The following is a 19,983-nucleotide window of genomic DNA, read 5'->3' as shown; positions in this document are numbered from 1 at the left end:
ACTATTTTACGTACATCGCTTTTTTGATTTCCTCTTTTACTTTTTCAAGTTTAGGGAACCATTCTGCAAATAATGCGGCAGAGTAAGGTGCAGGTGCATCAGGAGTAGTAATTCTCTTGATTGGAGCATCCAGGTAATCAAATGCTTTCTGCTGTACCATATAAGTAATTTCTGAAGATACTGAACCAAATGGCCACGCTTCTTCCAAAATAACCAATCTGTTTGTTTTTTTCACGGATTCCAAAATGGTATCGAAATCAAGAGGACGAACAGTTCTAAGGTCAATAACTTCTACAGAGATTCCTTCTTTAGCCATATCTTCAGCAGCCTGTAAAGCCAGCTTCATGATCTTTCCGAAGGAAACCAAAGTCACATCTGTACCTTGTCTCTTGATATCTGCTTTTCCTATCGGTAAGTAGTATTCTTCTTCAGGAATTTCCATTTTATCTCCATACATCTGCTCAGATTCCATGAAAATAACAGGGTCATTATCCTGAATTGCAGTTTTCAATAATCCTTTTGCATCGTATGGGTTAGAAGGTACTACCACTTTAAGTCCCGGACAGTTGGCGAACCAATTTTCAAATGCCTGAGAGTGAGTAGCTCCTAATTGCCCTGCAGAAGCAGTAGGTCCACGGAAAACGATTGGACAATTCCACTGTCCACCACTCATCTGGCGGATTTTAGCTGCATTATTGATAATCTGATCAATTCCTACCAATGAGAAATTGAATGTCATAAATTCTACGATGGGTCTGTTCCCGTTCATTGCAGCTCCCACAGAGATTCCTGTAAATCCAAGTTCTGCAATCGGTGTATCGATTACTCTTTTCGGACCAAATTCATCCAGCATTCCTTTTGAAGCCTTATATGCACCGTTATATTCTGCAACTTCCTCCCCCATCAGGTAGATGGATTCGTCTTTACGCATTTCCTCGCTCATTGCCTGTGCAATTACCTCACGAAAAGTATATTCTGCCATATTTTCTTGAAAAATTTAGACTACAAAAATAGTGTTTTTTTATTATACACATAATAAAAAGCCTCTTCATTTCAATGTGAAGTCATAATATTAACTGTATTTAAAATGAATTTACCTTCTTTCAGCTTAGTTCTTATAGTTTTTTAAGGTTCCGAAGAATTTATTCAAACTTTTATTCACAAAAAAGGCATTCCATTTCTGAAATGCCATGTAAATTCTATTTTAAACTTATATTAATTAGCTTTCTCCCAAACCTGGGTTCTTCCTAATAAAGACAATCCTAAATAACCTCTTACGTTCAGCTTGTCACCGCTTCTTGTAATGGTACATTTGTATGTTTTCCCGGTTTTAGGATCTGTAATGGTTCCTCCAGTGAACTCATCACCGTCTTTTTTCAGTCCTCTGATGATTTCCAGCCCTAAAAGTGGTTTTCCTTTTCTGTCATCTTTACAAAGTGTACAGTTGGCATCAGCCGGTTTTATTAATAACTGAGAAACTTTTCCATAATATTTCCCATCAGATTTTTTATACACCTCAACAATAGATTTTGCCTGTTTGGTTTCATCATCTATCGTTTTCCACTTACCTTCTATCTGTGCAAATGTAAGCACACCGCATAAAGAAAGTGCGAACGTTAACAATATTTTTTTCATATTTCTTATAGTTTTAATTGTAATACAATATTCTTATCTACGTATTGATAAAAGTATAAATTAATTTTCAACAAACAAAAACTTTTATTATACAAAGCATAAAGAGGGTATAAAAAGTAAATTTCAATCAGCCTGTTTATGTTTTCGTCATTTTACGGTTTTGCTGTTTTACCTTTTTGCCATTTCGCTCTAATTAATACAGCTTCCTGTTAATCACTCTGTCCATATAATCCTGATACCAGGCTTTTGCTGTTTTCTTTCCCTGCTCTACTTCAGGATTTTTAACCTCATTAACCAGATTCTTTTCAAGGCCCAGATCAGATTTATCATACACCCCTACTATTTCTTTTCCGTCAAAACGATAAATATAATTTCCGATCATGAACTGCTCCATGCTTCCGTCAGAATTCACAACAATGAAAGGATATTTCTTATCGCTCACAAGACTTCTCCCCCAGCTTCTGATAGGTTTGTTATATCCGATAAGATCAGCCAGTGTAGGATATATATCTGCCTGCTGCGCAATTTCCTGACTGACTCCTTTAAGCTGGTATTCAGGATTCGGAGAATAGAAAATCAACGGAACAGCATAACGGTTCATTGCTCTCTCATATTCCGGATAATATACCTGGTTGGTATGATCTCCCGTGAAAACAAAGATCGTATTATTGAACCAAGGCTGTTTTTTAGCTGTTTCAAAATATTTCTTTATTGCATAATCCGTATATTGTATCGGTTCATGCATTTCTATTTTTCCCTTTTTAAATTTTCCGTTGTATTTTTCAGGGATTTTAAAAGGGTGATGTGATGAAGCCGTAAACACAGTAGTCATAAAAGGCTGTTTTTTTCCTACATTTTTTGCAAAATACTGAAGGAAGGGTTCATCCCAGATCGCCCACATCCCGTCGAAATCTTCATCATGATTATACTCTGTTTTCCCGAAATAATGCTTAAATCCTAAGATATTTCCGAAACCAAGGAATCCCATAGAACCATTGGGGGCTCCATGATAGAACGAAGTGTCATAACCAAGATCATTGCATACAGAAACAATAGACTGGATTTTCTGATTGGAATAAGGTGATCCAGTAAATGCATCCGTAAGACTCGGAATTCCCGCCAATACGCTGCTCATCCCATGAATTGATTGTCTGCCGTTTGCAAAAGTATTCGGAAAAATAAGACTCTGGGTTGCCAGACTATCTATGAACGGTGTATAAGAAACATAGTCTTTGATATTTTTATCTTTATTGAAAGCTCCTGAATATTCTCTCCCGAAAGATTCTACAATAAAAATAACGATATTCGGACGGTTTTTTACTTTTCTGTCATACACTTTATAAGGCTGTACATACTGTTCTATATCTTTTTCACTCACAAAATGAACTTCCTTGAAATTATTGGTATTTAAAGTTCTTAAAAAGGAGAAGGTACTGTTGAGCACCATATTTCCCTGCAGCGGATTCGTTACAAAACGGGTCGCATCTACCATATTAATAGGTCTCGTACTGTGTTTAAAGTCACCTCTGATTCCTCCCACAACCAGTACAGCAGTGATGCACAAAGTAATAATGGAGGTAATAAAATAAGGCAGCAGCTTCAGAGGTTTTACCTCTTCAACTTTTATTCTTTTATAAAGGAAAACCCACAGAATCATCAGAATGACATACCAGATCAGCACGAAAGGATGTTGTCCGATAGAAATCATCAGTACCTTAGAAACATTGGATTCGTGCTCAGCTACCTGAAATACGGCTGATGTAAGCCTTGCCTGTGAAAATTTATAGTAAATAAAATCCCCGAAATTCATCGCATAGGCAATCCCGTTGGTAATGAAATACAGCCAGAAAAGAATTTTCTGAAAAATTTTCTTTGTGTTAATGACCAAAGGCAGTAAACTAAGGAGTATAAATAAAGCATTGACATACAGAATCGCTGTGGTATCGAAAGCCGTGCCGTGGTATGCCAGCTTTATATATTCTGAAACAGAGTCAACCTTAATCAGATCTTTATTGAAATACCAGAATAAAAGTCTGGCGATCTGGTAAAAAACATAGGCCAGAAAAATCCGGTAAACCAATACCAGAACTTCCTGTTTTCTAAATCCTTTTAAAAATTTCATGGGGCAAATTTACATCAAAATCATTTTAATGCGTTTTTTAGTTCATATTATTTTGAGTTAGAATTTTTAAAAACTGTAATTTTGTGTTTATGGATTTTATAAAGAATAATCTGGCCAATGCTTTAACCCTGGCTAATTTATTTGCAGGCTGTATAGGTGCAATACATCTAATATTAGGAGATTATCAGACAACGGCAATCTGCCTTATTCTCTCCTCAGTTTTTGATTTTTTTGACGGCTTTGTAGCCAGAGCTTTAAAATCGAACTCCAATCTTGGTCTTCAGCTTGATTCCCTTGCGGATATGGTAAGCTTTGGAGTCATTCCGGGACTTACGATGTATAAAGCGCTTGAACCGTTTGGAGCAGAGCTTCTTGGGATTCACTTTCCATTTGAAATCAAATATATCGGGATCATCGTTACTGTATTTTCCTGTCTGAGACTTGCCATCTTCAATCTCGATGAAGAGCAGCGCTACTATTTCAAAGGATTAAACACGCCTACCAATACGGTTTTACTTTTTGGTCTTTATTATGCTTTTAAAGAAACCGGAAATTTCAGCTTTTTGTTTGAAAATGAACTGCTGTTGATTCTGCTTACTCTTCTTACTTCATGGCTTCTGATCAGCCCGATTAAAATGATGGCAATGAAATTCAAATCCAGACAACTAAAAGACAACTACCCTAAAGTTGTATTACTGGTGGGAGGAATTGCCATTCTTGCCCTATTTCAGGTAGTAGGAATTCCGATGCTTGTTATTTATTATATATTGGTGTCTCTTATTTTTCAGGGACAGTTAAAATAGCTTATTAAAATAAAACACATTTCAAATTATTAATCACCGACATGAATTTAAAACTCCATAAACCACTTTGTATTTTTGACCTGGAAACCACAGGAACCAACATCGGGAAAGACAGAATTGTTGAGATCTGTATCCTAAAAGTAAACCCGGATGCTTCCAGAGAAAGCAAAACATGGCGCGTCAATCCGGAAATGCCGATTCCTAAAGAATGTAGTGAAATCCATGGTATCTATGACGAAGATGTAAAAGACGCTCCTACTTTCAGGGATATTGCCGCTAAAATTATGGAAATGATTTCTGGAAGCGACCTTGGAGGCTTCAATTCCAACAGATTTGATGTTCCGCTTCTGGCTGAAGAGCTTTTAAGAGTGGGAATGGATTTTGATCTGAGTAAATTCAGACTGGTAGATGCACAGACTATTTTCCATAAAAAGGAACCCAGAAACTTAGGCGCAGCTTATCAGTTTTACTGTGGAAAAACATTAGAAAATGCACACTCTGCCGAAGCCGATGTAATGGCAACGTTTGAAGTTCTGGATGCCCAGGTCGGAAAATATGATGATATTCCGAATGAAATAGCGCCGTTAAGTGAATTCACATTCCATAACAAAAATGCAGATCTTGCCGGATTTATCGGATATAATGAGAAAATGGAAGAGGTTTTCAACTTCGGGAAATATAAAGGCCAGGGAGTGAAAGCAGTGTTCCAAAAAGATTTAGGATATTTCGGATGGCTTCAGAATGCTGATTTCCCGCTGTATACCAAGAAGATTTTCACAAAAATACAACTGTCAAGCAGATTTTAACATGTCTGATCTGGTTCGTTTTAAATTTTATGAAACTGCCCTTGAAGCTAACAGGGACAAACAAATTCTGGCTGAAAACGGAATTAACAGCTTTATTGCCAATGAGCAGCTCATTCAGTCAGACTGGCTTCTGTCACAGGCGGTAGGCGGTATACAGCTTCAGGTATTTGAGGAAGATGTGGAAAAAGCCCGGCAGATTCTTCAGGATTATAAAGACAATGAACAATATTCTCTGGAAGTGGAACACACCATTGAAGATCCTGAGTTTGATTTTGTATGCCCGAAATGCGGCTCCAATCATATCTACAGGGATGACAGTGCTACCAGCTTCTTCGGAATTTCTTTTCTGACAAGTCACAAATTCAAATGTTATTATTGCGGGAACGAGTTTACCCACTAATTTATTTAGGAATCAATAGTCTTTAAACAATCCAGAAAATTGCTTCGCCCTCGCAATGACGAGGCCAAAAAAATAAAATAAAAGAATTATGAAAATCATCTGCATAGGAAGAAACTACAGTGAGCATGCGAAAGAATTAGGAAACGAAATTCCTGAAAATCCTGTTATCTTTATGAAACCGGATACAGCTGTTCTAAAGGGAAATGATTTCTACATCCCTGAATTCTCCAATGATATTCACTACGAGCTTGAAGTGGTATTAAAAATTTCTAAGGGAGGAAAATATATCCAGAAAGAAACGGCACACAAACATTATGAAGAGATTGGTCTGGGAATAGATTTCACGGCGAGAGACCTTCAGGGCGAGCTGAAAGCAAAAGGACTCCCATGGGAACTTGCCAAAGGTTTTGATGGCTCTGCTGTGGTAAGCAGCTTCTTTAAAAAAGAGAACTTCAATCTGGAGAACCTTCAGTTTTCATTATTAAAGAATAAAGAGAAGGTACAGGATGGCAATACAAAAGATATGATGTTCAACTTTGACGACATTATTGCTTTTGCCTCCCAATACTTTACGTTAAGAGTAGGAGACCTTATTTTCACAGGAACTCCGAAAGGGGTTGGAAAGGTAGAGGAAAATGATATCCTGGAAGCTTATCTTGAAGAAGAAAAAATCCTTGATATCCGAATATTATAAGTATTTAACATCATAATCTGGTAAATTTTTCATATCTTTAGATAACAAAATTAGAGGTTATGATAAATATTGTATTACCCGTAGATTTTGGGGACAAGACAGACCAACTGGTAGACGGTGCCATAAAATTTGCAAAACAGCTTAACGGCAAAATTTACCTGATCCACGTAGCGCCATCAGATATCGGCTTTGCCATTGGTGATATGGGATTTCAATATTTTCCGGAAGTGGAAGCCAACGAGATCAGAGAAGAGCTGGTACAGCTTAATAAGATCGAGCAGAGGATCCTTGCCCATGATATCGATTGTGAACACCTTTTAAAACAGGGAATTGCCAAAGATATTATTCTGGAATATGCCAAGTCCAAAAATGCAGATTATATTGTGATGGGATCACATGGCAGAAGCGGAATATATGATGTATTCGTGGGAAGCTTAACCAAAGGAATTACAAAAAGCTCAAGTATTCCTGTTCTGGTACTTCCGATACACGACTAAGAAAAAGAAAATTTTAATCGTTAGTAATAAAAAAACCGATCAAAGCATATTGTTTGATCGGTTTTTTACTATATAACCAATTAATTAACCTTCTTTTTTGTAGATATTCGGATCGTAGTAAGGGTGCTTACCTTCCGTTGGAGAATAATAGTCTTTATCTTTGTCGCCACCAAGTGTAACCACCAGTACATAGCACCAATAAGTGAATAGTACACAGCAAACTATAAACAGAATCCAGTTTAAAACATTACCGAAAGCATCAAAGAAACCGAAAGACCATTTGAAAACTTTGCTTAAGAATAGAAAGAAAGACGTCATTATTTTCCTTTTTTAAATTAACTTTGTACAAATTTATAAAAAATGTTTAAATTACTTTCAAAAGAAAGCAATATTTTTTCAATTCCTGTTTATATTGGTTTTCTTCTTTTAGTAGTAATAATATTTAACATACTGAATTTCAACACTTACGAAGCTATTGTTGCCGGAATAACTTTTCTGGGAATTGCTTTGGGATATTTTTGTTTTCACAGTATTGCTCTTAATTATCAGACCCATCTTCCATTATTCCTGTATACTTTTTTTATTTTCGGGCTGTATCCCGGAAATCTGGATATTGGAATTGCCGTTTCGCTGCTTACCAACTCTTTTCTACTTCTTCTTCTGACCAGTGCAGATGAGGATGTCAGGAAAAAATCATATGTGCTGGTGGGGGCTATTGTAGCGCTGAATTTTATTTTTCTTCCCACTACCTGGCCAATGGCTGTTTTTGTGATCATCCACGTGATTGCAACTTCTGCCAAAATCGGGCTGAATCTTTTCAGGTTCCTTCTGGGAATCGTCATGATTACATTCAGCTATTTTTCTGTCATGTATTTCGTTCAGTTTACTTCATGGAATATCGATTATTTTCCGTTTGGAAAAATGAAACCTGTTACAGATTACACCGAGCTTCTGCCACTTATTCCTGTAGTGCTGATGCTTATTTATGCCGTATATGACCATTTTAAAAATTATAATAAAAAAAGTCCGATAAGCAGATATAAGTATACTTTTCTGCTGGTCTTTTCAGTGGCACAGCTTGTCACCATTATCCTGTATATGAATAAAAGCTATGAATACCTGCTGCTGCTGGCATTCCCTTCAAGTATTATTCTGAGCAGAATGATGAGATTTTTACCTAAATACTGGATGCGTGAAGCCAGTGTATGGCTTATTATTATTAGTTTACTGGCCTTTAAGGCGGGTACAGTTTTTGATTTATTTTAAAAAATTATGATTCAGATAGACGATAAATTGATTTCAGAGGAAATTTTTTCCGAAGAATTTGTTTGCAACCTTTCGAAATGTAAAGGTGCATGTTGTGTGGAAGGAGATGTGGGAGCTCCGTTGGATAAAAACGAGCTTGAAATATTGGACAGTATTTTTGATAAAATAAAACCTTATCTTACCCGGGAGGGAATCAAAGCCCTTGAAGAGCAGGGAACATGGACTACTGATCCGCACGACGGAATGTATGTTACTCCTATGGTGGAGAACCGCGAATGTGCTTATGTAACATTCGATGAAAAAGGAATTACCAAATGTGGTATTGAAAAAGCGTATGAAGATGGTGCTGTAGACTGGCAAAAGCCGATCTCCTGCCACCTCTACCCGATCCGTGTTACGGAATATTCTGCTTTTACTGCATTGAATTATCATGAGTGGAATGTATGCAGTGATGCCTGTACACTTGGAAAAGAGCTTCAGGTTCCTGTATATAAGTTCTTAAAAACTCCGTTGATCAGAAAATACGGCGAAGAATTCTATACCGTTCTGAGCGAAGCTGCTGATGAATGGAAAAAAGAATATGGTTCTTAACCTGTAAGGATTGAATTAAATAACAAAAACCGCAGACTGATCTGCGGTTTTTTATTATTGTAAATAGTGAAAAGTTATTGTTTTACAACAGCAGCTCCTGTAACTTCTATTTTAGGATCTTCTTTTTTTGCTTTTTCCCAGCCGTCTTCCGGCATTAGAGTCGCTACAATTCTGCCTTTTGTAAGGTATTTCCTGGCCACATCCTGAAGATCTTTTACAGTAAGTGCTTTTACTTTATCCTGATAATTTAAGATATCATATTTATCACTTCCGTCCAGCTGATTCTTGGCAATAGCATTCATCCAGAACATATTATCTTTAAGGTCTGTTTTGTTATCGTTATATTCTCCTTCTTTGTATTTGTCAAGATCTTTTTGTTCAGGCCCGTTGTCAATCAGTTTCTGAAGCTCTGCAATAGCGCTCTTCGTCAGCTTGTCTACATTTTCCGGTCCACAAGGAAAACTTATACTGAAGTTATAGCTACCATAAGGAACCCTGTTCATACCTCCTCTGGCCCCTCCGCCGTAAATACCGCTTTCGTCTTCTCTCAGTTTTTCGATTACTTTAATAGTAGCCACTTCTCCAAGAGCTGACAATGCCAGTGCTTCTTTTTCGTTATAAGGCGCTTCTCCTGTATAAGAAATGGTTACCATACTCTTCGGATCTTTTCCTTTTTTATATACCTTGGTATAATCTCCTGTCATCGTTCTGTATCCTGTATCCTTAAACATTGTTGTTTTTCCTGATGAAGGCAGGCTTGCGATATACTGCAGTACTTCATTTTTAAACTTCGCTTCGTCAATATTTCCAACGAAATAGAACTGGAAGTTCCCTGCATTGGCAAATTTATCCTTATAGATGTCATATGCTTTTTTATAATCCGTATTCGCCCAGTCTTTTTCCATTGGAAATACTCCAATGAACCGTGGATTCTTCTGGTTCATAAATTTCGCGTGCTCATTAGAAAAATAAGCCTGGGGGTTAGATAACAGGTTATTCGTCATTGCCGACTGCTTTTCTTTGTATGCATTAAAGGATGCCGGGTTATAATTTAAGTTTGTAAAATATGCATACATAAGCTCCATAGCCGTTCCTAAATCTTTTTGTGTAGTTCTTCCGGATACACCTTCAAAAAGTGATGTCACCATAGGATTTACACTTACCTGTTTACCGGCAAGATAGTTGGTAAGATCCGCTTTGGAGAAACCGCCTACCCCAGCTTCCGTCAGTGCAGCAAAAGCAAACTGTGTTTTGTTGTAATCGGCATCCGGAACCAGAGAACTTCCTCCTAAGCTTCTTGCTGTAAACACAATTTCATCGTCTTTGAAGTCTGTTTTTTTGAAAGTTACTTTAGCACCATTGCTTAACGTCCAGGTTGTTGTCCCTAATTTTGTATCCGTTTCTGTTTTCGCAATCTTTCCTTCAGATTTGAAAGGTTTTATTAAATTTTTGATGGCGGCTTTTTCTTCATAAGGCTTAAGATCAGCCATTTTCACCGCATCAAATGTATTGAGAACCATTGCTTCTGTAGGCATGGCTACATTATCTTTTTTAGGTCCGGTGATCACAATTACCCTGCTGTCATCTTTCACCATTTTTTTGATGATTTCGTTGGTCTGGGCAAGAGTAACAGAAGGCAGGAAAGATTTGGTATCTTCATACTCCCAGGCAATACCAGGAATTGGTTCCTGCTCCAGAAAGTTTCTTACATACTCACCAACCAGCATATCACTTTCTGTTTTATCCCTGTTGTTATAAGATCTTTCAAGGTTGGAAAGAACCTGAGATTTTGCCCTGTCAAGTTCAGACTGTGTAAAACCGAATCTTTTTGCTCTTTCCACTTCTTCCAGTAAAACTTTCAGTCCATTAAGCTGATTTCCTTCTTTTACTATAGCAAATCCCTGGAAAGCTTCTTTGCTTCTTGCATAAGTGCCTCCATGGTATACGGATCCAAAAGTAAAAGGGGGATTTGTAGAATTGATCAGTTCTCTCAGTCTGTTGTTCAACATCGTTGTTGAAAGATTTTCTATAATACTTTGATTGTACTGTTCAACGGTTACATCCGGTTTGTAGGCATCAGCATCTTTCATGATAAACTGGACCATAGAATTGGTAGCATCAGGATCCGTTTCAACAGCTACCAGCGTTTCTTTATGGTTCGGAAGATCAAAAGATTTTCTTTCTCTGGGCTTTGAAGGATTTTTATATTTGCTGAAATTGTCCTTAATTTTTTTTTCAATTTCATCCACATTGATATCTCCTACCACAATAATGGCCATCAGATCCGGTCTGTACCAGTCCTGGTGAAATTTCCGGATAACATCAGGCTTAAAGTTTTCCAGTACTTCTTTTTTACCGATCGGAAGTCTGTCCGCATATTGAGATTTGTATAAAAGCTTGGGAAGGTATTTATCCATCATTCTTTTATCCGGTCCAAGACCCAATCTTAGCTCTTCAAGAACCACTCCTCTTTCTTTATTGATCTGCTCATCAGAAAGGGTGGCATTAAATGCCCAGTCTTCCATTACTTTTAGCCCGGAATCCAGATTTCCGGGTTTATCCAACGGAACAGGGAGCATGTAAACAGTCTCATCGAAGCTGGTATACGCATTAAGGTGCTGTCCGAATTTGACCCCGATTGACTGTAAAAAGTCAACAAGTTTATTATCTGGAAAATTTTTGGTCCCGTTGAAATTCATGTGCTCCATAAAGTGGGCCAGCCCTCTTTGATTCTCATCTTCTAGAATAGATCCGGCATTGATAGCCAGACGGAAATCTACTTTCTTCTCAGGCAGGGTATTTTTTTTGATGTAGTACTTCATTCCGTTGGAAAGGGTACCCATTCGCACGGAAGGATCCACAGGAATATTCTGTGCAAAGGCATTTGCAGACATTAAAAAGATGACTGCAAATGAAGATAATACTTTTTTCATGGTATTTGATTTTATTTACGGCTTAAAACTACCAATTATTCACAAGGTGAAGAAATCATAAAATCAGGTTTGATAGTTAAATTTGAGTTAAAAATATTAATATATCAAAAAAGCCGGGAAATTCCCGGCTTTTATACGTTAAAAAGTGATTTTTTATTTAAAATCAGCATCTGTAACTCCAGAGTTGATGACAACCTTCGTCGTTTTAATGGTCATTTTCTGCCCCCCTCCTTCAGCATCCAGTTCAGCAGGGAACTGTATTCCGTCTACAGTCATATAGCTCTTAATAGTTGCATTTCCTTCTCCGGCATCCGTCTTATACAAAAGTCCGGTTCCGGCATCAAAATAAAATTTTCCTTTATCTGAAGACAATACATTATAGTCTTTTCCGTCAAGTTTTTCTGTAGATACGGTCTGGAAATTAGAAGCATCAAATGCTAATGCATCAATGGGTCTTCCTTTTTTCAGATCAGCAATTTTATCAGCAGGAATATCTGTTTTAGTTCCCATCTGGTCAAAATATCCTTTTTCTCCATCGAAAAGCTGAATCATTTCTTTCCCCATGAAAGATTGCACAGATTTGAATTTATTTCCTAATTTCTTAGTTGTCATTTGAATTTCCATTCCCTGTACAGCCACGGTGTTATCAGTAATGGTAGATTTTACAGCGTCCAGTTTATCTTTTCCACCTAATGCTTTGAAATAATTATCAATAACTTCTTTAGGTGTAAGTTTTGATTTTACGGCTTCTGTTTTAGCAGATGCAGCCCCTTTTTTCTGAGCTGCTGCAGGCACTGAGAAAAGGACAGCGCAGAAAAACGGAATGATGATCTTTTTCATATTTATAATAAAGTTTAGAGAGTAAATATAGGAATATTGGCGGACATACAAATTAATAATGAGTAATGAGCAATCAGTAACGCTTGATAATTGATAGATGATTATGATGAAGGATTAATTTCAGGTATGGGATATATAATAAAAAAAACCGCCAAAAATTGACGGTTTCCAAATATTTATATCTGATATAATTATTTCTTAAGTTCTTCTAAAAATTCGTCGTGAGAAATTTTAGTTTCTTTTTTGCTTGCTTTTTCAAGAATTACATCTTTTAATTTAGCCATAGCTACTTCAGAAGAAATTTGTCTTACCTGCTCCTGATCCTTCAACATTTCAACAGCATATTTCTGGATTTCTTCATCACCTAAGTGGTGGATTCCGTAGATTGCCAATTGATTTTTCACTAACTGCTCAGCCTGAGCCAATACATCAGCATAGTCAAGGTTGATTTCGTTTTCAGTCATCAGTTTACCTTCGATGATCTGATATTTCAACTGGTTTTTCTCAGCTTCAAGAATTTCTTTAGCCTGCTCTTCAGACTGGATGTTCTGGTTAGAGAATAATAACCACTTCACAAGGAATGATTCAGGAAGTTTTACCTCTTCTTTCTCAGTTACCTGCTCCAATACTTTATTCACGAAGTGAACATCAGCATTCTGCTGGAAATACTCATCCAATTCAGCTTTTACTTTCTCTTTAAGCTCTTCTTCAGATTTGATGTTTCCTTCTCCGTATACTTTGTCGAATAAATCCTGATTAAGTTCAGCTAAATTTAATGAATAGAAATCTTTTACTTTTACTTCTATTTCATTGTGGTGTAAATGCTCTACTTCTTCTTTGCTGAATCCTAATTCTTTAGCTAATTCTTCATCACCTGCAAGCGTTTCTTTAGTCACTTTTACAGACCCATCCATTTTCAAACCTTTTACCAGTTTGAAAGCCTCTTTGTTTTCAGCTGTAATCGTAAGGTTTTTTGGGTGGTGGTGGTGCTCTCCTTCAGCATCTTCTTCCACAACCTGAGAAACTTCTAAAGCAATGTAAGAATCTTTAGTGATTTTATCTTGAGGAACCTGCTCAGCGAAACGCTTCTGCATGTTTTCAATACTCTTACCGATTTCTTTGTCAGAAGCTTCTACTTTGTAGTGAGGTGCTTCATATTTAGCTAAATCTATAGTGAATTCAGGCTCAAATCCTACTTCGAAAGCAACTTCCAATTGATCAGCATTGTAATCGAATTCGTTTACTGGCTGAGGAATAGGCTGACCAACTAATCTTAATTTGTTTTCATTAACATAGTTGTTCAATGCATCAGAAACCTGTCTGTTGATTTCTTCAAATGCAATACCTGCTTCATATTGTTTTTTAACCATACTCAAAGGCACTTTCCCTTTTCTGAATCCAGGAACTTGCGCATTTTTAGCATAATTAATCAACTGCTTCTCTACTTTTTCTTTGTAGTCAGATTTTTCCAATGTTACTGTAAGCAATGCACTTACGTCATCATGGTTTTGTGCGGTAACCTTCATTATTGATTAAAATTTTAGGTTGCAAAAATAGGAATTTTTTATGAAAATCACCCATTTAAAATCAACTTATAACGCCAAATATTGTTAAATAAAAAACCGCCGGAGAATTCCGGCGGTCCAAACAAGATTAATTGTCCTAATTACTTAGGTTGTATTTTGCTTCAGCATCAGTTTCTCCTCCTACTACACTTCCCCAGGCAGTTCCTGATTTAGCATCATTTACGCTTTGTGGGGAGTGAATAAGGGTTAATTTTAAGAAAGGTTCTGTTCCGTCAACAGCTTTCACAACAGTCCATTTTGTTCTCAATCCTACTCTCTTTCCATCACTTCTAAGATCACTGCCATCTACTCTTTCTACAGTAATACTGGATTTTGGAAAATCGAAAATTAAAAAATGTTCGTTTTTAGCATCAATAATCTCCTGGGTTGCATCTTCATTTCCGTTTTTGAATTTTGCCTGAACGGTATAGCTCTTTCCGTTTGTAAGGGGAATCGTAGGTGTTCCTCCTGCACCAATACTGTAATCATAGCTTTGAGTAGTTCCGGCTGCATCATCTGTTACCAACAAAACGATATTGGTAAGTTCTTCCTGAGGAAGATCATCTTCTTCTGCAGAGCCGTTTCTCTGACAAGAAGTAACAACAGTAACGGTGATAAATAAAACAGCTAATAATTTGATGATATTTTTAGTATTGAATAGTTTGTTCATTGTTAAGAATTTTAAAATTGTAAAATTTTGATTAAATAATTTTTTGAAATCTTTAGAATCTATATCTAAAGTTTAAGATAAAGTTTCTTCCTGCCTCATCTGCAAAGAATCTCAAACGGTTCAGATACTCCCTGTAAGAAGTATTGAAAAGATTATTTACGATAAGTCCTGCAGAAAGATTTTTGCTGATATTGATTCCCGTCTGGATATTCCAGAGTGAGTATCCGTTTGGCGGGGTACTGAAATCAATTTCCTTATCCACCAATTCGCCGTTCACATACAGCTCCAGTGGTGCATTTCGGATCGGGAATCTGGTTTGTTTTAAAAATGTCTGATTTTCAACAGTGAAATAGAAGTTACTCCATTCCTGTTTTTTAAACTGCAATGCATTGGAAAAATTCGGCGGCATCATCAGAATCAGTGGTTCATTATGGGTATCATCCTGACCATATACATAGCTTCCTTTTCCTACATAGGTAAGTTCATCTGTAAGCCTCCAGTTGATATCAAGATCAATTCCGTACATTTTTGCATCAATCTGCTGATACACCCATTCCGGAAATACTCCTCTTATCGTTCCTTTGATTCCTACCGGAATTTCATTAATGAAATTTTTAGTGATGAAAAAATATGGATTTACAGAAACATTCAGACCTTTGAGAACATTGAATCTTGAGTCAATATTTAAATTAAACTGATGTCCCTGCTCATTTTTTAATCCCATGTATCCTGTTTCAATAATACCTGCAGAATGGTGCAATCCATCTGAAAATAATTCAGCAACGTTCGGAGATCTTCCCACTTTTGCATAATTAAATTTCACATTAAAATTAGCATCGGGACGATATTCCAAACCTGCGTTGAAAGAAACATTATTATAATTAAGCTGAGGACGTGTCAGAACTCTGTTCTGATCTGTTTTCACATAAAATTGCGGATAAGTATCTGCATATGATTTCTCCCAATCGCTTTTATCATACCATTTGGTTACATCATAACGTGTGAAATCATATCTTGCCCCTGCTTCAAAATTGAATTCAGGTGAAATTTTATATTTGAAAACAGAATATGCTCCAGCAGAATATTTATCATAATTCGGGATCAGACGTCTTGCTTTTGTTGCCGGGTCTGAGTAATTGTTTTGAAAGCCTGCATCAATGCCGGTTTCCAAAGACCATTTTTCCCTTTCTAATAAATCATTAACATTGAACTGATGTGTCATCAACGCCAGGTCAAGAGAAGGCGTGTCACTTAAATCTCCTCTTCTGATATCATATTCCTGTCTATGGTTATACTGATAGCTATATGTTGCCGACAGTTTTCCTATATTTTCAAATCTTTTGAAAGCGGAAACTTTTGCAATGTGATGCTCAATAACCTGTCTTGGATTGTCAATATCATAACTGAATTTCCCTGAATATATCGGAGGATTGGCATTCATTGCCCTGTCGTAATCTTCAGAAGTTGAAACGTGTGAATCTCTTAGTATCCCAATATTCTGATTTGTCAGATAATAATCAAAAGAGATTCCTCTTTCATAAGTATTATTCTGAACAGTAAAATTGAAGGAAGAAAAATCCATCCCTGTATTTTTCAGATTATAGTTGGGAGCACTCTGGTCACCAAGCTTTTTAATGCTTCCGCCAGATTTTACCGCCCATCCGTTTTTCCAGACTTTAGCAACATCTACATCAAGTCCAAGACCCCTTCCGTTGGAAATCCCAGTAAGACCAACTGAGCCTTTAATAGTATCCTTTTTAGGGAAAATTTCCGGCTCCATTACCACGACTCCACCAATAGCATCGCTTCCATATTTCAAAGCAGAAGCTCCTTTAATCACGTCGATATGCTGAAAATTATTAATATCAACGTTCGGGGCATGTTCTACTCCCCATTCCTGCTCAGCAAGACGTACCCCATTGTTCAGGATGCTGATTCGACTTCCATACAGCCCATGAATAACAGGTTTTGAAATATTATTCCCGGTTTTCAAAGCCGTCACTCCTGAAATTTTAGATAATAAATTTCCCAGATTATCTGTTGAGTTTTTCTCTATATCAGATTTATTGAGAGTCTTCACTACCAATGAACCGTTATTTTTATGGCTTCCATGAATGGTGACGGTTTCAATATCTTTGATATGATGTTCCAGTGTAATCACCAGCTGAACATCCCGATCCACTCCTATATTTTCAGTATAATCATTGCAATCAGGATGTTGTGCAACGAGTGTATACTTTCCTGCAGGAATTTTATCAAAAGAAAATTTACCTTTCTTATTGGTTTTAGCTGTAAAGTTCCCGATCTTGATCACTGCATTTTCCAGCAATGTTTTATCATGGAAATCCTGAACGGTTCCCTCTACAGTATAAGTTTTTTGTGCACTTGTAAATACTGATCCGCAAAAGATCAGCAGCAGGCAATATATCAATTTCATTGTAAATAGATGATTGCGTACCCTTTTTAATTTCAATAAGGTACATTTTTCGTTAAAAATTGTGGGAAGGGTTTGTTTTGTAAACTGTACATTTACAATGTAAAAAGTAAAATGTATTAATGATGAGCGATTAAAAGCTAGTCCCTGAAATCGTTAATAATAATCATTATCAAATGATTTCCAACAGCTTTTAAACTTTGAACATCAAACATTGAACTTTAAACCCTATAGAATCTATGAATTATGAAAGTGCGGGCGGTCCCCGAAGCTGAAAGGTGAATTTGGTCTGAGACCAGATTTTCTCCTGGATGGCGATGATCTGTTTTACTTCATGGCTGTAATGCTCAAAAGTCAAACTGAATTCTTCAGGAGCTAATGTATGTCCGGTAACCAAAAAGTGGCAGGCCAGACAGTCGCCAGCTTTCTCTTTAGTAACGGCTTTCGTCACCGAATTCTCGATTTTTTTAAAATGAAAAGCTTTAAAATAACCGACAGAATCATGATGGTGAAAGCTTTGAGAAAGCAGCGCGAGGAAATATATCCCAAACAATAGCCTGGAGATAAAATTCTTTAAATTTCTGCTTTCTTTAATCATGGTTCAAAATTATGAAAATAATTTAATTGTTCCCTTAAACTTTTATTAAATTACTTAATGACTATGGATAATAAGTTGTATTGAAGAGAATTCTGTTACAAAAAAATGCTTCATCCTTTTAAATTGATGAAGCATTTCTATTTTATTTAATCCAGTTGGGTTCCCAGGTATTCCCACTCCTGTAATGCCGTATCTAAGTCTTCCTTAGCTTTATTATACTGCTCCAGGATTTCGTCTGAAGGATTTTCTCTGGCAAAAGAAGCTTCCATTTCTTCAATTTTGGTTTCAAGCTCAGAAATTCTTTCTTCTACTTTCTTGATTTTATTCTGAATATTTTTCTGTTCTTTACTGATAATATTTGAACTCTGGCTGATTACAACAGGTTTCTCTTCTGCTTTTTTAGGTTCTTCCTTCACCTCATTATGAAGTTTGGCTTTTTCTGCAGAAATTTCCCTGATGGTTTCCTTTTGTCTGTACTCAAGGTATTCGTTGATATCTCCAAGGAATTCTTTCATTTTCCCGTCACGGAATTCGTAGATCTTATCACAAAGTCCCTGCAGGAATTCCCTGTCGTGCGAAATCACAATCAGTGTTCCTTCAAAGTTCTGTAATGCCAGCTTGATGATTTCCTTAGACTGGATATCAAGGTGATTGGTAGGTTCGTCCATAATCAGTGTATTAAAAGGACGAAGCAACAGCTTACAAAGTGCCAGACGGTTTCTCTCCCCTCCGGAAAGTACTTTTGTTTTCTTAGTAACGGCATCTCCCTGGAATAAGAAAGATCCTAATAAATCTCTTACTCTTGGTCTTGTTTCTTCCGTTGCTGCATCTTCTGCTTCTTCCAGAACTGTTTTATTAGGTGTTAATACCTCTTCCTGATTCTGTGCGAAATATCCGATATTGACATTATGCCCAAGATTCCAAGTTCCTGAATAGTCTTTGATATCTCCAGCCAGAATTTTAGCCAGTGTAGTTTTTCCCTGGCCGTTCTGTCCTAAAAGAGCAATCCTGTCTCCTCTCTGAACGATGAAATCTACATGGTCAAAAATCTGTTTGTTACCGTAAGCCTTACCAAGGTTTACCGCTTCGAAGATTACTTTTCCCGGAACCATAGACTGTACGAAACGGATATTGAATTTTGAAACGTCTTCGTTATCAACTTCAATACGTTCTATTTTATCCAGTTTTTTAATAAGCGACTGCGCAAAAGATGCTTTTGTAGCACTTGCACGGAACTTATTAATATTGTCTTCCATCTGCTTGATCTCCGCATCCTGATTCTTTTTAGCCTGAATCAGTTTCTCACGGCGGTCTTCTCTCATGATGAGATATTTGGAATAGTTGGCTTTATAATCGTCAACCTTTTTATTATTGATATCGAAAGTACGGTTACAAACCGCTGTCATAAACTGCTTATCGTGACTTACCAGAACAATAGCTCCCGGATAGTCTTTAAGGAAGTTTTCAAGCCAGATGATGGATTCCATATCGAGGTGGTTCGTAGGCTCATCGAGAAGCATGATATCATTCTTCTGAAGCAGCAATTTTGCCAGTTCTATTCTCATTCTCCATCCTCCGGAAAATTCATCGGTAATCTTTTGAAAATCATCTGCCTTAAAGCCTAAACCAAACAACACTTTTTCCATATCCCCTTCAAGGTTGTAGGCATCATGATTCATCAAGAGATCATTCAGCTCGGTCATTTTATTAATCAGATCCGTATAAGAATCACTTTCGTAGTCTGTTCTGACTGCCATCTGGTGGTTCACTTCTTCAAGCTCGTTTTTCCAGGCATTAATCTGTTCAAAAGCCTGCATGGTTTCATCCCAAACCGTTCTTCCTTTTACGAAGTCAAGATCCTGCTTCAGGAAACCAATGGTAATACTTCCTTCCGTCACAACTTCTCCTTCGTAGAAATTAATTTCTCCGGAAAGCATTTTCAATAAAGTGGATTTCCCCGCTCCATTTTTACCTACCAGACCTACTTTATCATCCTTTTTAATGGTGAAATTGACATTTTGAAATAAATAATTTCCTGAATGATGTAATCCTAAACTCTGAACCGAAAGCATCTTAATTATAATTAGTAATGAATAATGAATTTTCGCCGGCAAAAATACGGAAAAAGA

General features: G+C 36.9%; 18 protein-coding genes. 7 read left to right on the top strand and 11 right to left on the bottom strand.

Annotated elements, in window-relative coordinates; genetic code table 11:
* Nucleotide 1: 1 nt before the first annotated feature.
* From ACR1PO_RS07615 to ACR1PO_RS07605, 3 genes are all read right to left on the bottom strand, one after another.
* Nucleotides 2-982 carry a pyruvate dehydrogenase complex E1 component subunit beta gene (locus tag ACR1PO_RS07615; RefSeq protein WP_002976871.1) on the bottom strand — a complete coding sequence of 327 codons (981 nt, stop codon included), beginning with the start codon at nt 980-982 and terminating at the stop codon, nt 2-4.
* Nucleotides 983-1,215: 233 nt separating this feature from the next.
* A complete protein-coding gene (locus ACR1PO_RS07610) occupies nt 1,216-1,635 on the bottom strand; it encodes a DUF2147 domain-containing protein (RefSeq protein WP_002976869.1) in 420 nt (139 codons plus the stop codon).
* Nucleotides 1,636-1,828: 193 nt separating this feature from the next.
* Nucleotides 1,829-3,757, bottom strand: coding sequence for an LTA synthase family protein (locus ACR1PO_RS07605; RefSeq protein WP_332385016.1), 1,929 nt, complete (start codon nt 3,755-3,757; stop codon nt 1,829-1,831).
* 89 nt (nt 3,758-3,846) lie between these two features.
* On the opposite strand from ACR1PO_RS07605, the gene ACR1PO_RS07600 reads away from it, so the two are divergent.
* From ACR1PO_RS07600 to ACR1PO_RS07580, 5 genes are all read left to right on the top strand, one after another.
* Entirely contained in the window at nt 3,847-4,560 is a 714-nt protein-coding gene (locus ACR1PO_RS07600) for a CDP-alcohol phosphatidyltransferase family protein (RefSeq protein WP_433986369.1), read from the top strand.
* 41 nt (nt 4,561-4,601) lie between these two features.
* Nucleotides 4,602-5,366: a 3'-5' exonuclease gene (locus ACR1PO_RS07595; RefSeq protein WP_131435691.1), complete on the top strand. Its 765-nt coding sequence runs from the start codon at nt 4,602-4,604 to the stop codon at nt 5,364-5,366.
* Nucleotide 5,367: 1 nt separating this feature from the next.
* Nucleotides 5,368-5,766 (top strand): putative signal transducing protein, encoded by a 399-nt coding sequence (locus tag ACR1PO_RS07590; protein ID WP_278351908.1) that lies wholly within the window; start codon nt 5,368-5,370, stop codon nt 5,764-5,766.
* Between the two features lie 88 nt (nt 5,767-5,854).
* Nucleotides 5,855-6,460 carry a fumarylacetoacetate hydrolase family protein gene (locus ACR1PO_RS07585; RefSeq protein ID WP_433986368.1) on the top strand — a complete coding sequence of 202 codons (606 nt, stop codon included), beginning with the start codon at nt 5,855-5,857 and terminating at the stop codon, nt 6,458-6,460.
* Nucleotides 6,461-6,519: 59 nt separating this feature from the next.
* Nucleotides 6,520-6,957 (top strand): universal stress protein, encoded by a 438-nt coding sequence (locus ACR1PO_RS07580; RefSeq protein ID WP_332385014.1) that lies wholly within the window; start codon nt 6,520-6,522, stop codon nt 6,955-6,957.
* 84 nt (nt 6,958-7,041) lie between these two features.
* Here the strand turns inward: ACR1PO_RS07580 and ACR1PO_RS07575 are convergent, their stop codons facing one another.
* Entirely contained in the window at nt 7,042-7,275 is a 234-nt protein-coding gene (locus ACR1PO_RS07575; RefSeq protein ID WP_002976854.1) for a DUF6341 family protein, read from the bottom strand.
* 42 nt (nt 7,276-7,317) lie between these two features.
* On the opposite strand from ACR1PO_RS07575, the gene ACR1PO_RS07570 reads away from it, so the two are divergent.
* Nucleotides 7,318-8,223, top strand: a complete 906-nt coding sequence (locus ACR1PO_RS07570; RefSeq protein ID WP_433986367.1) for a DUF6427 family protein — start codon at nt 7,318-7,320, stop codon at nt 8,221-8,223.
* A gap of 6 nt (nt 8,224-8,229) precedes the next feature.
* Nucleotides 8,230-8,814: a DUF3109 family protein gene (locus ACR1PO_RS07565; RefSeq protein ID WP_332385009.1), complete on the top strand. Its 585-nt coding sequence runs from the start codon at nt 8,230-8,232 to the stop codon at nt 8,812-8,814.
* Between the two features lie 74 nt (nt 8,815-8,888).
* Here the strand turns inward: ACR1PO_RS07565 and ACR1PO_RS07560 are convergent, their stop codons facing one another.
* From ACR1PO_RS07560 to abc-f, 7 genes are all read right to left on the bottom strand, one after another.
* Nucleotides 8,889-11,747, bottom strand: a complete 2,859-nt coding sequence (locus ACR1PO_RS07560) for a M16 family metallopeptidase (RefSeq protein WP_433986366.1) — start codon at nt 11,745-11,747, stop codon at nt 8,889-8,891.
* Between the two features lie 153 nt (nt 11,748-11,900).
* The gene (locus ACR1PO_RS07555) at nt 11,901-12,587 is read right to left on the bottom strand and encodes a hypothetical protein (protein WP_433986365.1); all 687 of its coding nucleotides are present in this window, start codon (nt 12,585-12,587) and stop codon (nt 11,901-11,903) included.
* 191 nt (nt 12,588-12,778) lie between these two features.
* Nucleotides 12,779-14,113, bottom strand: coding sequence for a trigger factor (locus ACR1PO_RS07550; protein WP_433986364.1), 1,335 nt, complete (start codon nt 14,111-14,113; stop codon nt 12,779-12,781).
* Nucleotides 14,114-14,249: 136 nt separating this feature from the next.
* Nucleotides 14,250-14,822: a hypothetical protein gene (locus ACR1PO_RS07545; RefSeq protein WP_332385003.1), complete on the bottom strand. Its 573-nt coding sequence runs from the start codon at nt 14,820-14,822 to the stop codon at nt 14,250-14,252.
* Nucleotides 14,823-14,874: 52 nt separating this feature from the next.
* Nucleotides 14,875-17,259 (bottom strand): TonB-dependent receptor, encoded by a 2,385-nt coding sequence (locus tag ACR1PO_RS07540; RefSeq protein WP_433986363.1) that lies wholly within the window; start codon nt 17,257-17,259, stop codon nt 14,875-14,877.
* Nucleotides 17,260-17,500: 241 nt separating this feature from the next.
* The gene (locus ACR1PO_RS07535; RefSeq protein ID WP_433986362.1) at nt 17,501-17,854 is read right to left on the bottom strand and encodes a hypothetical protein; all 354 of its coding nucleotides are present in this window, start codon (nt 17,852-17,854) and stop codon (nt 17,501-17,503) included.
* A 146-nt stretch (nt 17,855-18,000) separates the two neighbouring features.
* Nucleotides 18,001-19,926 carry a ribosomal protection-like ABC-F family protein gene (gene abc-f, locus ACR1PO_RS07530; RefSeq protein WP_433986361.1) on the bottom strand — a complete coding sequence of 642 codons (1,926 nt, stop codon included), beginning with the start codon at nt 19,924-19,926 and terminating at the stop codon, nt 18,001-18,003.
* Nucleotides 19,927-19,983: the final 57 nt, after the last annotated feature.

This window comes from Chryseobacterium amylolyticum (genome assembly GCF_051011775.1).
GTDB lineage: Bacteria > Bacteroidota > Bacteroidia > Flavobacteriales > Weeksellaceae > Chryseobacterium.
Note: the sequence above shows the minus strand (reverse complement) of the source record. Positions and strands in the feature narration are given on the sequence as shown.